A 13,644-nucleotide genomic window follows, 5' to 3' on the forward strand; every position below is an offset into this window, starting at 1 on the left:
ATGAGGAAGGCCGCCGCCCTCGTGGCGGCGGCCCTCCTCGCCGTCACCGGCTGCTCCTCCGGCAGCGGGCCCGGTTCCGCCCACGGCGGCACATCCGCCTCCCGCCCCGAACTCCGGACGACCGTCATGCGCGGCATGACCCTGCCCTCCTGGAACCGCGCCGACTACGACAGCCCGGCAGCCCCGCGCTATCTGCGGGACATCAGGGCGACCGGCGCGCGCTGGATCACCCTCACCCCGACCTGGTACCAGAACCGCGTCACCGACTCCGGCCCGCACACCACCGAGGAGACCGCGAGCGACACCAGCGTCCGCGACATCGTGCGGCGGGCGCACACGGCCGGGTTCAAGGTGATGATCAAGCCGCACATCGACCTGCCCGGCGACGAGGACCGCGCCGGGATCCGCCCCCGCGACCGCGCCGCCTGGTTCGCCGCGTACCGCCGCTTCATCACCCACTACGCCGATCTCGCCGCCGGCACCGGCGTCGAGCAGCTCGCCGTCGGCACCGAACTCGCCGGGGTCTCCGGCGACACGGCTGCCTGGCGGACGGTGATCCGCGCGGTCCGCGACCACTACGACGGACCGCTCACCTACGCCGCCAACTACGACGAGTACCGGCACATCCACTTCTGGCAGGACCTCGACCTCATCGGCATCGACGCCTACTGGCCGCTGTCCGAGAGGCCCACCACCGACCCCGCCCGGCTGCGCCAGGCCTGGACGCCGATCGCCCGGAGCCTCGCCGCGTACTCCGCGCGCCAGGGCCGGAAGATCCTGTTCACCGAGGCGGGGTATGTCAGCCAGCGCGGCTCGTCGACCGAGCCGTTCTCCTGGACCGTCAGCAAACACCCCGGCGACGCCGAACAGGCCGCCGCCTACCGGGCGCTGCTCGACTCCTTCGCGGGCCGCGCATGGTGGGCGGGGGTGTGCTGGTGGATGTGGGACGACTGGCCGGGCAGCGGGGAGACGCCCGCCGCGCTGGCGTACACCCCGCACGGGAAACCGGCGGAGCAGGTGCTGCGGGAGAAGTGGACGAAGTGACTCCGGCGGGCCGGGGAGGGGCGGTGACTGCGGGTCGGCCACCGGCCCCGGTCAGCGGTCTCGGCCCGCCGCTCTCGGTCAGCCGCCGAGTTGGGCGACCTTGGCGGCCGTCAGGACCACCAGCAGCACCAGCAGTGCGACGCAGGTTCCGGCCTGGACCAGGGTGCGGCGGCTGTCCCGGGGTGCGTACGCGTACGCCAGCGTGACCAGACCGCCCGCGAGCAGCCCGCCGAGATGGCCCTGCCAGGAGGTGTACATGGCGGAGAGCAGCAGCCACAGCAGCAGCCCCGCCATGAACCGGTTGACGCTCTGCATGTCGGCGCCCATCCTGCGTGCGATCACGTAGTACGCGGCGCCGATGCCGAAGATCGCGCCGGACGCGCCGACCGTCTGGGTGCCCGGCGCAACCAGCAGTACCAGCACCGAGCCGCCGAGCGCGGAGAGCAGATACAGCACGGCGAAGCGCAACCGGCCCAGCAGCGGCTCCACCACACGGCCCAGATTCCACAGCGTCACCATGTTCATCACGATGTGCAGGATCCCGAACGTCCCCGCGCTGGGCGGCAGATGCAGGAACGCGCCGGTCAGCATCCGCTCCCACTGCCCGCCGACCACACCGTCGGCGTGGTAGCCGGTGGGGTAGCCGGACTGCCAGACGTAGTACAGGCCGTCCGGGCCCACCAGCCGCGCGCCGAGCATCGCGAAGCGGTCCACCACCGACGGCCGCACCACCTCCGCCAGATAGCCGAGGACGTTCAGCCCTATGAGGACGTACGTCACCAGCGGCACCGCCGAGATCCGGCCGCCGAACGGCGTGCGCGCCTGGCGCACCGACCGCGCGCCCTCCTTCACGCACTCCACGCACTGGTGGCCGACGGGGGCCTCGCGCATACAGTCCGGACAGATGTACCGCTCGCAGCGGGTGCAGCGGACGTGGGACTCCACCGTGGGGTGGCGATAGCAGGTGGTGACGGTGGACTCGGAATCCACGACCGGCTCCTTGGGTGATGCGGGCGATACGAACGATGCGGAGGGGATTGACGGGGTGGCTGGGCCGGTGGGGACGGCAGCGAACAAAATAGCGAAGGAAAGCGAAAGACAGCGAAAGAAACTGACAGCGGGAGAACAGGGAGCCACGGTGGCGATCAGTCTGAAGAAAGTCGAGGAGACCGCGCCCGCGCTGGTCAGCCTGTACAAGAGCGCCGGGGCGTCCCTCGCCCGGCACGGGCTGGAGGGCCGGCGGGCCGCCGTGTACCTCGTGATCGACTACTCGGGCTCCATGAAGCCCTACTACAAGGACGGTTCCGTCCAGGAACTCGCCGACCGGGTGCTCGGGCTGTCCGCCCACCTCGACGACGACGGACACGTCCCGGTGGTCTTCTTCTCGACCGACGTGGACGCCGTGACCGACATCGCCCTGGCCGGGCACCGGGGCAGCGTCGAGCGGATCGTCGCCGGACTCGGGCACATGGGCAAGACCAGTTACCACCTGGCGATGGACGCCGTCATCGACCACTACCTCGACAGCGGCGCCCAGGACCCCGCCCTGGTGGTCTTCCAGACCGACGGCGGCCCCATCAACAAGCTCGCCGCGGAACGGTATCTGTGCAAGGCGGCCAAGCTGCCGCTGTTCTGGCAGTTCATCGGGTTCGGCGACCCGCGCAGCAAGCAGTTCGACTTCCTGCGCAAGCTCGACGAACTGGCGGTGCCCGAGCACCGGGTGGTGGACAACGCCGGCTTCTTCCACGCCGGTTCCGATCCGCGGCGGATGCCGGATGCCGAGCTCTACGACCGGCTGGTGGGGGAGTTCCCGGCGTGGCTGGCGGCGGCACGGGGGCTGGGGATCGTGGGGGAGCAGTGACCGGCGGGACCGGACGAAGAGGGGCCTCTACAGGCCGCTTCCCTCGTCCAGCACCGCCGCCCGGCACCGGCTCGGGGTGCCCCAGGCGGTGAGCAGGGCGCGGGCCTTGGTGAGCCAGAGGGACAGGTCGTACTCCGTCGTGTAGCCGATCGCGCCGTGCAGTTGGAGCGCGGTGCGGGCCGTCGTGTACGCCGCCTCGCAGGCGGTGACCTTCGCGGCGGCCACATCGGCCGGGGCCAGGGTCAGCGCGGCGCCGAACAGCAGGGGGCGCGCGAACTCCAGGGCGATCCTGGCGTCCGCCAGCCGGTGCCTGACGGTCTGGAAGGTGCCGATCGGCACGCCGAACTGGGTGCGCTGCACGGCGTACGCCACTGTGCGGTCCAGCAGGGCGAGTCCGGTGCCGAGGGCCTGGGCGGCGGTGGCCAGCCGGGCCCAGGTGAGCGCGTGGGCCGCGGCGACGGTGACACGGGGCCCGGTGGCGAGAAGTTCGCCGCCGGGAGGGGGGCGGAACAGACGGCGGGCGGGGTCGAGGGAGCGGCGGGGCGGGGCCGTGGGGGCGGAGGCCAGACGCAGTTCGGGTCCCGTGAATCGACGGGACACCACTAGCCGTACGTCCGCCACGTCCGCGTCCAGCAGAGGGCCGCCGTCGGCCGGTGCCAGGGTCGCCGTCGCCTCGCCCGAGGCCAGTGCGGGCAGCAGGTGTCCGGCCGGGCCGGGGTCGCCGAGCCGGGTCAGCAGGGCGGCCGACGCCACCGTCTCCACCAGAGGTCCCGGTACCGCGTGCCGCCCCAGCTCGATGAAGGCGACGGCCAGTTCGACCGGACGGGGGCCGAACCCCCCGTACTCCTCGGGCACCGCCAGCGCGAACACGCCCGCCTCGGCCAGCTCCCGCCACAGCGCACGGCCGCCGCCGTGCTCGCCCCGGCTCCAGTCCCGTACCACCGACGGGGTGTCCGCGGCCTTCAGCCGGGCGTCCAGGGAGTCCGCGAACGCGCGCTGCTCGGTGTCGAGGAGGAAACGCATCAGCGGCGCCCTTTCGGCAGGCCGAGCAGCCGCTCGGCGACGATGTCGCGCTGGATCTCGTTGGTGCCCGCGTAGATGGGCCCCGCGAGGGAGAACACGTACCCCTCCGCCCAGTCGGTGTCCGCGCACTCGCCCTCGTAGCCGCACTCGTACTCGTACTCGCCGCCTCCGCCCGCCTCCGCGAGCAGGTCGAGGGCCGTCTCGTGCAGCGCGATGTCGTACTCCGACCAGAACACCTTGTTCAGACTGGACTCCGGGCCCAGCGGCTCACCCGCCAGGAAGCGGGAGGCACCGCCGTAGGTGAACAACTGGTAGGCACGGGCTCCGATCACGGCGTCCGCCACCCTGTCGCGCACATGATCCGGACGGCCGCACGCCCGCCACAGGTCCGTCAGCCGCCCGGCGGCGGCGAGGAACCGCCCGGGGGAACGCAGGGTGAGCCCGCGCTCGCTGCCTGCCGTCGCCATCGCGATCCGCCAGCCCTGCCCCGGCTCGCCGATCACATCCTCGTCGGGCACGAACACCTCGTCCAGGAACAGCTCCGCGAAGGCCGGCTTCCCGTCGAGACGGCCGATCGGGCGGACCGTGACGCCGGGGGCGCGCAGGTCGAACATCAGACAGGTCAGGCCCTGATGGCGCTTCGGAGTGTCGCGATGACTGCGGAACAGACCGAACGCGCGGTCCGCGAAGGCCGCGCGCGACGACCACGTCTTGTGCCCGCTCAGCAGCCAGCCCCCCGCCGTGCGCACCGCACGCGAGGTGAGCGAGGCCAGGTCCGAGCCCGCCTCCGGCTCCGACCACGCCTGCGCCCAGACCACCTCGCCGGACGCCATCGGCGGCAGCACCCGCACGCGCTGCTCCTCCGTGCCGTGGTCGAAGAGGGTCGGGGCGAGCAGGCTGATGCCGTTCTGGCCCACCCGGCCCGGCGCGCCCGCCGCCCAGTACTCCTCCTCGAACACCAGCCACCGCACCAGCCCCGCGCCCCGGCCGCCGTACTCCTCGGGCCACGACACCACCGACCAGCGGTCCGCGGCCAGTTCGGCCTCCCAGGCGCGGTGCGCCGCGAAGCCCGCCGCCGTCTCCAGGGACGGCAGCGGGACCGCGGGCACATGCGCGGCCAGCCAGGCGCGAGCCTCGGCGCGGAATGCCTCGTCGGCGGGGGAGAGCGTGAGGTCCACCGTCCGGCTCCTTCCCTAACAAGTGTTTGGTAGGTTAGCGTGGGGTCATGACAGGCGTCGAGAGTCCGGCGTACGTTCCCGGGCACGGACTGCTGGCGGGGCGCACCGCCGTCGTCACCGCGGCGGCAGGCGCGGGCATCGGTGGGGCCACCGCGCGGCGCTTCCTGGAGGAGGGCGCCCGCGTGCTCGTCAGCGACGCCCATGCGCGTCGGCTCAAGGAGCACGAGGCCGCGCTGACCGCCGAGTTCGGCGCGGACGCCGTTGCCGCGCAGCCGTGCGACGTCACCGACGAGGCTCAGGTGCGGGCCCTGTTCGACACGGCTGAGCGGGTGCACGGGCGGCTGGACGTCGTCGTCAACAACGCCGGTCTGGGCGGCACCTCGGAACTGGCCGACATGACCGACGACGCATGGTCGAAGGTGCTCGACGTGACACTGAACGGCACCTTCCGCTGCACCCGGGCCGCACTGCGCGCCATGCGTGCCTCCGGCGCGGGCGGGGTGATCGTCAATAACGCCTCCGTGGTGGGCTGGCGCGCCCAGGCCGGACAGGCCCACTACGCGGCCGCCAAGGCCGGGGTGATGGCCCTGACCCGCTGCGCGGCCGTCGAGGCCGCCGCCTACGGGGTGCGGGTCAACGCGGTCGCGCCGAGCCTCGCCATGCATCCCCACCTGGTGAAGGTGACGACACCCGAACTGCTCGCGGACCTCACCGCGCGCGAGGCCTTCGGACGGTACGCGGAGCCCTGGGAGGTGGCCAACGTGATCGTGTTCCTGGCGTCCGGCTACTCGTCGTACATGACCGGCGAGGTCGTCTCCGTCAGCAGCCGGCACCCCTGACGGACGGGCGGACGACAATGGACGCGTGCCGACCAAGAAGAAGCCCCAGGTGACCGCCCCCGAGCCCGCCGCGACCGCCCCGGAGCCCGCCGCGACCGGTGCCGCCGCCCGCGACCGCCGCGGCGAACTCCTCCACACCGCCGCCGAGGTCTTCGCCGAACAGGGCTACAACGCCACCACCGTGCGCAGGATCGCCGACCACGCGGGACTCCTCGCGGGCAGCCTCTACTACCACTTCGACTCCAAGGAATCGATGCTGGAGGAGATCCTGCGGACCTTCCTCGACGAGCTGTGGGACGGCTACGACACCGTCCTCGCCGCCGCACTCGGGCCCCGCGAGACACTGGAGGCCCTGGTCACCGAGTCGTTCCGGGAGATCGACCGGCACCGCGCCGCCGTCGCGATCTACCAGAAGGAGAGCAAGCAACTCGCCGTGCAGGAGCGCTTCGCGTTCCTCGCCGAGTCGCAGCGCAAGTTCGAGAAGGCATGGCTGTCCACGCTGGAGCGCGGCGTCGCCGACCGGGTCTTCCGGTCCGACCTCGACATCCGGCTCACCTACCGCTTCGTGCGCGACACCGTCTGGGTCGCCGCGTCCTGGTACCGGCCCGGCGGACAGCACAGCCCCGAGGAGATCGCCCGGCAGTACCTGTCGATGGTGCTGGACGGGATCGCCGTACGCGAAGAGCCGTAAGGAGAACCCACCGTGGCCGAGGCATACATCGTCGAAGCGGTCCGCACGCCCGTCGGGCGGCGCGGCGGAGGACTCGCTGGGGTACACCCGGCCGACCTGGGCGCGCACGTCCTGACCGCCCTGATGGAGCGGACCGGCGTGGACCCGGCCGCCGTCGAGGACGTCGTCTTCGGCTGCCTCGACGCCGTCGGCCCGCAGGCCGGCGACATCGCCCGCACCTGCTGGCTGGCCGCCGGGCTGCCCGAGGAGGTGCCCGGCGTGACCGTGGACCGGCAGTGCGGCTCCTCCCAGCAGGCCGTGCACTTCGCCGCGCAGGGCGTGCTGTCCGGCACCCAGGACCTGGTGGTCGCCGGGGGTGTGCAGAACATGTCGATGATCCCCATAGCCTTCGCCACCCGCCAGGCCGCCGAACCGCTCGGCCTCACCCAGGGCCCCTTCGCGGGCAGCACCGGCTGGCGCACCCGCTACGGGGACCGGCCCGTCAACCAGTTCGCCGGCGCCGAGATGATCGCCGCCAAGTGGGGCATCACCCGCCACGACCAGGAGGAGTTCGCCCTGCGCTCCCACCGCCGTGCCCTCCGCGCGGCCGACGAGGGCCGCTTCGCTCGCGAGACAGTGCCCTACGGCGACGTCACCGCCGACGAGGGCCCGCGCCGGGACACCTCACTGGAGAAGATGGCCGCGCTCAAGCCGGTCATCGACGGCGGCACCGTCACCGCCGCCTGCTCCTCCCAGGTCTCCGACGGCGCGGCGGCCCTGCTGCTGGCCTCCGAACGCGCCGTACGCGAACACGGCCTGCGCCCCCGCGCCCGCGTCCACCACCTCTCCGTACGCGGCGAGGACCCCATCCGCATGCTCACCGCCCCGATCCCGGCCACCGCGCACGCCCTGAAGAAGACCGGCCTCACCATTGACGACATCGACCTGGTCGAGATCAACGAGGCTTTCGCCCCGGTAGTCCTCGCCTGGCTGAAGGAAACCGGCGCCGACCCGTCCAAGGTCAACGTCAATGGCGGCGCCATAGCCCTCGGCCACCCCCTCGGCGCCACCGGCGCCAGACTGATGACCACCCTCCTCCACGAACTGGAACGCACCGCAACCCGCTACGGCCTCCAGACCATGTGCGAGGGCGGCGGCCAGGCCAACGTGACGATCATCGAACGGCTGTGAGGGGGCTGCGGGCGGGAGCGGCTCCTCGAACGCTTGACCCGCTCGCACCTTGGGGCGTCACAGTGACCGGTACACATCGCACCGGTTGCCGACCTTGACCACGAGGATGATCAGCTGGCCGTCATCGATGCAATAGGCGACACGAAAGTCGCCGACCCGGAGACGGTAGAGCTCGTCGTGCCCGGATAGCCTTTTCACATCGGCGTCGTCGCGGTAAGGGTCGTCACCGAGCCGCGTGAGGGCGGTCAGGATACGCATCGCGCTCGTGCGGTCGATGGCCCGGAGTTGCCGCTGGGCGGTGGCAGTGAAACGGAATGCATACTTCACGCGGCGTCGTGGTCCTCTTTGAAGAGGTCGGCGAGAACCTCGGCCATGGTCACTGTCGGCTCGTCCAGGTGCTGGAGTGCCTCCCGCGCCAGTAGTTCGTCGGCAGCTTCCTCAAGCGCGTCGTAGTCGGACATGGGCACGAGTGCCGCGACCGGCTTGCCGTTGCGTGTTATGACGGTTGCTGCGCCTGCCTCCGCCTTGCTGAGGATCGTGGCGAACCCGGCGCGTGCTTCACGGATACTCAAAGACTCGGACATGACCACAGTGTACACGTGAACGTGTACACGGCTAGTTTGTTGTTGGTCGGCGTGCGCTCCGGCGTGACCGCGCCCAGCTCGGCCATGGTCTCCTCGGCCTCGGACATCACCCGGTTCACCAGTTCCGCGCACGACAGCAGGTCCTCGATCAAGCCGGCCACCTGGCCCGCGGCCATCACCCCCAGGTCCGTGCGCGGCGAGCGCGACGCCCCGCGCGTACTCCTGGACCCAACGCACTCCCTCGAGCCGCACCTCGGCCGTCAGTCGGCTGGACAAGGCGTTGGTGACACAGGGCCCGCCGCCGACGAAGCCCATGCACACGGTGTGGCGGTCAAGAGGCCGTACCCCGCTGAAACGGGGTCAGCAGGGCTTCGAGACCGGGACCGCTTCTGTCCCCGGTGGCCTTGACGGGCACCCCTGGACCGTCGTCGGCGACCCGCACACCCCCATCGGTCATGAGGGCGACATCGACGCAGCTCGCCCGGCCGTCCAGAACCTCGCTCACCGCCCGGTCGGCGACCTCGAACACCAGGTGGTGCAGGCCGCGTTCCCCGGTCGAGCCCACATACATACCGGGCCGCTTGCGAATGACATGCGGCCACTCCAACACCTTGATGTGGCTGGCGTCGTATCCGGCGGCTTCAGCGCTCACGCAATCCCCTCCGATGCCGTTGCACGGAGCCCCCAGCCTAGGCAGATCCCTGAGAAACACCAGGTCAGAGCAGATCTGCCGAGGGCATGAACAGGCGGGTGAGCTCCTGCCCGGCCGCGGTCGGTGCCACGGGTACGAAACCCGCCCGAGTCGAGCCCGAGGCCCCGCCGAAGCCGCCTACGCCCCCATTCCCAGCCACCTCGAGGCCGCTGTTTCCAGAACTTCCACCGCGGACTCAGTCAGCCGTCCGTGGTTTTTGCCGTGGGCTCTCGTGCGACCGTTCTCAGTGCGGCCAAGGCCTCCCCGGCCTCGGACATCACCCGGTCCACCAGTTGCGCGCAGGACGGCAGGTCCTCGATCAGGCCCGTCACCTGGCCTGCGGCCATCACGCCGAGGTCGGTTCGGCCGTCCACCATCGCCGATCTCAGCAGCATCGGGGTGTTCGCCGCGAGGAGGGTCTGGCTCCAGGTCAGGGATCTGCCGTGTCTCATTGCGTGGCCGTCTCGGAGGAGTTCGGGCCAGGTGAGGCCGGAGAGTCTGCGGAAGGCCGCCGCGTGGCGGGCCGCGCGGAGCAGGGCGCGGGTGCGGCCCGCGCTCTCCAGCGAGTCGACGAGGTCCGTGCGCAGCATCCGGTGCGGCAGACCGTCGACCGCCCGGGTGACCGTCACATCCCGTACCGCCGCTGCCAGATAACGCGCCTTCACCGCGTCCGGCACCGTCGACTCCGACGTCAGCAGGAACCGCGTACCCATCGCCACCCCCGCCGCCCCGTAGGCCAGCGCGGCGACCAGACCCCGGCCGTCGAAGAAACCGCCCGCCGCGACGACGGGTATCCGCACCGCGTCCACCACCTGCGGCAGCAGCACCGTCGTCGCCACCTCCCCGGTGTGCCCGCCGCCCTCGCCACCCTGCACGATCACCGCGTCCGCACCCCACGCGGCCACCTTCTCGGCGTGCCGTCGCGCCCCCACCGACGGGACGACGACCACACCGGCCTCCTTCAGCTCCGCGATCAGCTCCCGCGACGGAGCGAGAGCGAACGACGCCACCCGGACCCCCTCGTCGATCATGATCCGCACCCGGTCGGCCGCGTCCGCCGCGTCGGCCCGCAGATTCACCCCGAACGGCGCCGCCGTACGGGACCTGACCTCCCGTATCGCCTCACGCAGCCGGTCCGGCGTCATCGTCGCCGACGCCAGGATCCCCAGCGCCCCCGCCTCCGCCACCGCCGACACCAGCCGCGGACCCGCCACCCAGCCCATCCCGGTCTGCACGATGGGACGGCGGACCCCGACCAGCCTGGTGAACGCGGTCTCCACTAGCCCCCCACCTCCCTCACCCGGGTGTTCCCCGGATCGATCACCTCACGGATCAGCCGCAGCTCCGCCGCACTCGGCTCCCTCGTCGCAGGCACCTCCTCCGGCACGGTCAGCGCGAACCCGGTCGCCTCCCGCACCTGGTCCACGCTCACCCCGGGATGGACCGACGCCAGCCGCATCGACCGGTCCGGCGTGGCGAAGTCGAACACACCGAGGTCGGAGACCACCCGCCCGATGCGGTGATAGCGGGCCGTACCCGGATGCGCGGCCGCCCTGTCGTACCCCACCCCGCACACCATGTCGACCTTCGCCACGAACACCCGCCGTGAGTGTCTCGGGATCCAGTAACTCGTCGGATTGTTCAGCGTGTTCACCGTTGCACCCCGCACCCCGAGCAACTGCCGCGCGGGACGCGCCCAGTCACCGATGCACGAGATGTTCTGGTTGCCGAACCGGTCGATCTGGCTCGCGCCCATCATCACGTGCCGTCGGCCCCCGGCCACCAGTTCCAGATGCTGCCGGTACGGCAACCAGCCCTCCACCGTGCCGTCCGGACCCACCAGCATCGCCTCGCCGTCGGTCAGCAGCAGGTCCGGCGCGAAGGTGAGCCTGGCCAGCCGTGCGCCCACCGAGGGGATCAGGCCCATCGGGCTCGCCAGGATCTCACCGGCCCCGCGCCATGCCTCGGCACAGGCGATCACGCAGTACTCGGCGCGGGTGGGGAGGGACGGCGTGTACTCCGCCGCCGCATGGGACGGGCTGTCGGGAGACCGTGTAGTCATGACCGCTCCTCGTGCCAGGCCCGCACCGCCGACCCGTACGCCCGCTCGTCCCCGCCGAGAAACCGCCCCGCGAACTCCGGCCAGGACGCGCCCGCGTACGCCCGCTGGAACGCCTCGTCCCGCCCGTAGTCCGGTGCGCAGGACGTGAAGTGCGCCCCGCTGGGAGCCTCCACCACACCCGTCACCACATGACGCTTGATCAGCAGACTCTGCGGCGCCGCCTCCTTCGTCAGCTCGGCCGTGTCCACGATCCGCTCGCACGACATGTACGCCGTGTCCGCCGCCGCGCAGAACAGATCGTCGAAGTACGGGTCCGGCCCCAGGCACTGCCCGTTGCCCAGCCGGTCGGCGCGGTTGACATGGACCAGGGCCGCGTCCAGCCGCAGCGCCGGCATCGCGACGAACGTCTCCCCGTCCTCGTAGGGCGAAACGACCGTCCGCAGGTCCGGGTTGACCCGCATCACATCCGACCCGACGCCCGCCCGCACCGGCAGGAAAGGCAGCCGGTTCGCCGCCGCGCGCAGCCCCCACATGAACATCGCCTCGTCGACCTCCGTCAGCTCGAACGCCCCCCGCTCGCGCGCCGCCCGGTAGTGCGGTTCGAGGGGGATCGAGTCGAGGGTGGCGAAGGCCGTGACCAGTCTGCGGATCCGGCCCGCGGCAGCCAGCATGCCGACGTCCGGGCCACCGTACGAGACCACGGTCAGATCGCCGATCCCAGACCGGAGCAATGCCCTGACCAGCGCCATCGGCTTGCGGCGGGAACCCCAGCCGCCGATGCCGAGGGTCATTCCGTCGGTCAGCCGGGAGACGGCCTCGTCGGCCGTCATCGTCTTGTCCGCCATCTACACCCCCTCCCTCGCCGTCCCGAGGGCCTCCTCCGTCCCAAGGGCCCTCCCCTGCCTCGGTTGCCTCCCGAAGGCGTCACGCACCCGGTCACCCACCCCGCTCAGCCCCGCCTCGAAGGTGAAGCCCTGCTCGAAGCGGTAGCTCCGGCGCACATCGACCGGGTCTATGCCGTTGATCGCCGCCTTGGCCAGACGGATCAGCTCACCGTCCTTCGCGGCGATCTCCCCGGCCAGCTCCAGCGCAGCGGTACGCAGCCGGTCCCGCGGCACCACCCGCCACACCGAGCCGTGCGCATGCAGCTCGGCCGCGCTCGCCGTGCGCGAGGTGTAATACAGCGCCCGCATCAGATGCTGCGGCACCAGCCGAGCGAGATGGGTGGCCGCGCCCAGCGCACCCCGGTCCAGCTCGGGCAGCCCGAACACCGCGTCCTCGCTCGCCACGATCACATCCGCGTTCCCGGCCAGGCCTATGCCGCCGCCCAGACAGAAGCCGTGCACCGCCGCGACCACCGGCACCTCGCACTCGTACACAGCCCCGAACGCCTCCGCGCAGCCCCGGTTGGCACCCAGCAGCGCGCCCTGCCCGCCCGTCTGTATCTCCTTGATGTCCACACCCGCGTTGAACCCACGCCCCTCCGCGCCCAGCACCACGCACCGCACCTGCGGATCGCGGCCCGCCGAGCGCACGGCGTCGGCCAGCGCGAACCAGCCGGCCACCGGCACCGCGTTCACCGGTGGGAAGTCGACCGTGACGAGCGAAATCCCCTTTCGCGGGGACGAGGTGGAGACACCCATGGACGCATCAGCTACCTTCGCACTCAGCTGCCTTTCCACCAAACATTTGTTAGGTGTGAGGTCTTCGACGCTAGCAGCCGGAGCAGAGGAGCGGGAGAGCCTGTGGACAACTCGCCCCACCGCACAACCGTCGTCGTCACCGGAGGCACCCGCGGCGTCGGCGCCGGGATCGCGAGCGCCTTCGCCGCCACCGGCGCCCGGGTCCTCGTCTGCGCCCGCAGACCGCCCGAAGTACCGCTCGGTGGCGTCGAGTTCACCCCTCTCGACCTGCGTGACCCGCCCGCTGTGCGCGCCTTCTTCGATGCCCTGCCACGGCTCGACGTCCTCGTCAACAACGCCGGCGGCACCCCCCACCGGCTGCTGGCCGACGCCGACGCCGAACGCCATGCACGGGTGATCGAACTCAATCTCGTCACCCCGCTCACGGCCTCCCTCGCCGCCTACGAGCAACTGCGGCGCACCCGGGGCTGCGTCGTGATGATCGGCAGCGTCAGCGCCACCCGCCCCTCGCCCGGCTCGGCCGCCTACGGTGCGGCCAAGGCGGGACTGGAGAACCTGGCCCGCTCCATGGCGGTGGAGTGGGCGCCGGAGGTCCGCGTCAACACCCTGGTCGTCGGCATGGTCCACACCGAACTCGCCCACCTCCACTACGGCGGTGACGAGGCCATCGCGGCAGTCGCCGCCACCGTCCCGCTCGGACGGCTGGCCGCGCCCTCCGACATCGGCGCCGCCGCGGTCTTCCTCGCCTCCGCCTCCGCCGCCTACATCAGCGGGGCCAGCCTCCAGGTGCACGGTGGCGGCGAGCGGCCCGCGTTCCTCACCGCAGCGACGGCCGGCAGAGACGACGGCTGACACGGC

Annotated in this window: 16 protein-coding genes and 1 pseudogene; 6 read left to right on the forward strand and 11 right to left on the reverse strand. The window is 71.7% G+C overall.

The window, feature by feature from the left end; translation table 11 throughout:
* Complete coding sequence (locus tag ACSYGN_RS30980; protein WP_460401429.1) at positions 1-1,044, forward strand: glycoside hydrolase family 113; 1,044 nt, start codon at positions 1-3, stop codon at positions 1,042-1,044.
* A 78-nt stretch (positions 1,045-1,122) separates the two neighbouring features.
* Here the strand turns inward: ACSYGN_RS30980 and ACSYGN_RS30985 are convergent, their stop codons facing one another.
* On the reverse strand, positions 1,123-2,034 hold the full coding sequence (locus ACSYGN_RS30985) for a rhomboid family intramembrane serine protease (RefSeq protein WP_460401431.1): 912 nt from the start codon (positions 2,032-2,034) through the stop codon (positions 1,123-1,125).
* A gap of 148 nt (positions 2,035-2,182) precedes the next feature.
* Between ACSYGN_RS30985 and ACSYGN_RS30990 the strand changes: the two genes are divergently transcribed.
* Positions 2,183-2,905, forward strand: coding sequence for a vWA domain-containing protein (locus tag ACSYGN_RS30990; RefSeq protein WP_460401433.1), 723 nt, complete (start codon positions 2,183-2,185; stop codon positions 2,903-2,905).
* 27 nt (positions 2,906-2,932) lie between these two features.
* On the opposite strand, the gene ACSYGN_RS30995 is transcribed toward ACSYGN_RS30990, so the two are convergent.
* Together ACSYGN_RS30995 and ACSYGN_RS31000 are read right to left on the reverse strand one after the other, a co-directional pair.
* Positions 2,933-3,928: an acyl-CoA dehydrogenase family protein gene (locus ACSYGN_RS30995; RefSeq protein ID WP_460401435.1), complete on the reverse strand. Its 996-nt coding sequence runs from the start codon at positions 3,926-3,928 to the stop codon at positions 2,933-2,935.
* Entirely contained in the window at positions 3,928-5,106 is a 1,179-nt protein-coding gene (locus ACSYGN_RS31000; RefSeq protein WP_460401437.1) for an acyl-CoA dehydrogenase family protein, read from the reverse strand. Before ACSYGN_RS31000 ends, ACSYGN_RS30995 begins: the two co-directional genes overlap by 1 nt.
* A gap of 47 nt (positions 5,107-5,153) precedes the next feature.
* On the opposite strand from ACSYGN_RS31000, the gene ACSYGN_RS31005 reads away from it, so the two are divergent.
* Genes ACSYGN_RS31005 through ACSYGN_RS31015 form a run of 3 tightly spaced genes read left to right on the forward strand, consistent with a single transcriptional unit; the run spans position 5,154 to position 7,806 of the window.
* Entirely contained in the window at positions 5,154-5,945 is a 792-nt protein-coding gene (locus ACSYGN_RS31005) for an SDR family oxidoreductase (protein ID WP_460401439.1), read from the forward strand.
* Positions 5,946-5,970: 25 nt separating this feature from the next.
* Complete coding sequence (locus tag ACSYGN_RS31010) at positions 5,971-6,636, forward strand: TetR/AcrR family transcriptional regulator (protein ID WP_460401441.1); 666 nt, start codon at positions 5,971-5,973, stop codon at positions 6,634-6,636.
* 12 nt (positions 6,637-6,648) lie between these two features.
* Entirely contained in the window at positions 6,649-7,806 is a 1,158-nt protein-coding gene (locus tag ACSYGN_RS31015; RefSeq protein ID WP_460401443.1) for an acetyl-CoA C-acetyltransferase, read from the forward strand.
* Positions 7,807-7,863: 57 nt separating this feature from the next.
* Here ACSYGN_RS31015 and ACSYGN_RS31020 read toward each other — a convergent pair whose 3' ends face one another.
* The 8 genes and pseudogenes from ACSYGN_RS31020 to ACSYGN_RS31055 form a co-directional block, all read right to left on the reverse strand.
* Positions 7,864-8,133 (reverse strand): type II toxin-antitoxin system RelE family toxin, encoded by a 270-nt coding sequence (locus ACSYGN_RS31020; protein WP_460401445.1) that lies wholly within the window; start codon positions 8,131-8,133, stop codon positions 7,864-7,866.
* On the reverse strand, positions 8,130-8,390 hold the full coding sequence (locus ACSYGN_RS31025) for a type II toxin-antitoxin system Phd/YefM family antitoxin (protein ID WP_460401447.1): 261 nt from the start codon (positions 8,388-8,390) through the stop codon (positions 8,130-8,132). Before ACSYGN_RS31025 ends, ACSYGN_RS31020 begins: the two co-directional genes overlap by 4 nt.
* Positions 8,375-8,584, reverse strand: a pseudogene (locus tag ACSYGN_RS31030) (hypothetical protein); the annotation flags it as partial. The pseudogene ACSYGN_RS31030 and the gene ACSYGN_RS31025, both read right to left, overlap by 16 nt.
* A 137-nt stretch (positions 8,585-8,721) precedes the next feature.
* Positions 8,722-9,042 (reverse strand): hypothetical protein, encoded by a 321-nt coding sequence (locus ACSYGN_RS31035; protein WP_460401449.1) that lies wholly within the window; start codon positions 9,040-9,042, stop codon positions 8,722-8,724.
* A gap of 239 nt (positions 9,043-9,281) precedes the next feature.
* Positions 9,282-10,361, reverse strand: coding sequence for an NAD(P)H-dependent flavin oxidoreductase (locus tag ACSYGN_RS31040; protein WP_460401451.1), 1,080 nt, complete (start codon positions 10,359-10,361; stop codon positions 9,282-9,284).
* Positions 10,361-11,143, reverse strand: a complete 783-nt coding sequence (locus ACSYGN_RS31045) for a CoA-transferase subunit beta (protein ID WP_460401453.1) — start codon at positions 11,141-11,143, stop codon at positions 10,361-10,363. Before ACSYGN_RS31045 ends, ACSYGN_RS31040 begins: the two co-directional genes overlap by 1 nt.
* Positions 11,140-11,988, reverse strand: a complete 849-nt coding sequence (locus ACSYGN_RS31050) for a CoA transferase subunit A (RefSeq protein ID WP_460401455.1) — start codon at positions 11,986-11,988, stop codon at positions 11,140-11,142. The genes ACSYGN_RS31045 and ACSYGN_RS31050 overlap by 4 nt, the downstream gene beginning before the upstream one ends.
* Positions 11,989-12,786, reverse strand: coding sequence for an enoyl-CoA hydratase family protein (locus ACSYGN_RS31055; RefSeq protein ID WP_460401457.1), 798 nt, complete (start codon positions 12,784-12,786; stop codon positions 11,989-11,991).
* A gap of 102 nt (positions 12,787-12,888) precedes the next feature.
* Here ACSYGN_RS31055 and ACSYGN_RS31060 point away from each other — a divergent pair, with 102 nt between their 5' ends.
* Entirely contained in the window at positions 12,889-13,638 is a 750-nt protein-coding gene (locus tag ACSYGN_RS31060) for an SDR family oxidoreductase (RefSeq protein WP_460401459.1), read from the forward strand.
* Positions 13,639-13,644 lie beyond the last annotated feature (6 nt).

It is taken from the genome of Streptomyces sp. YIM S03343 (assembly GCF_054729195.1).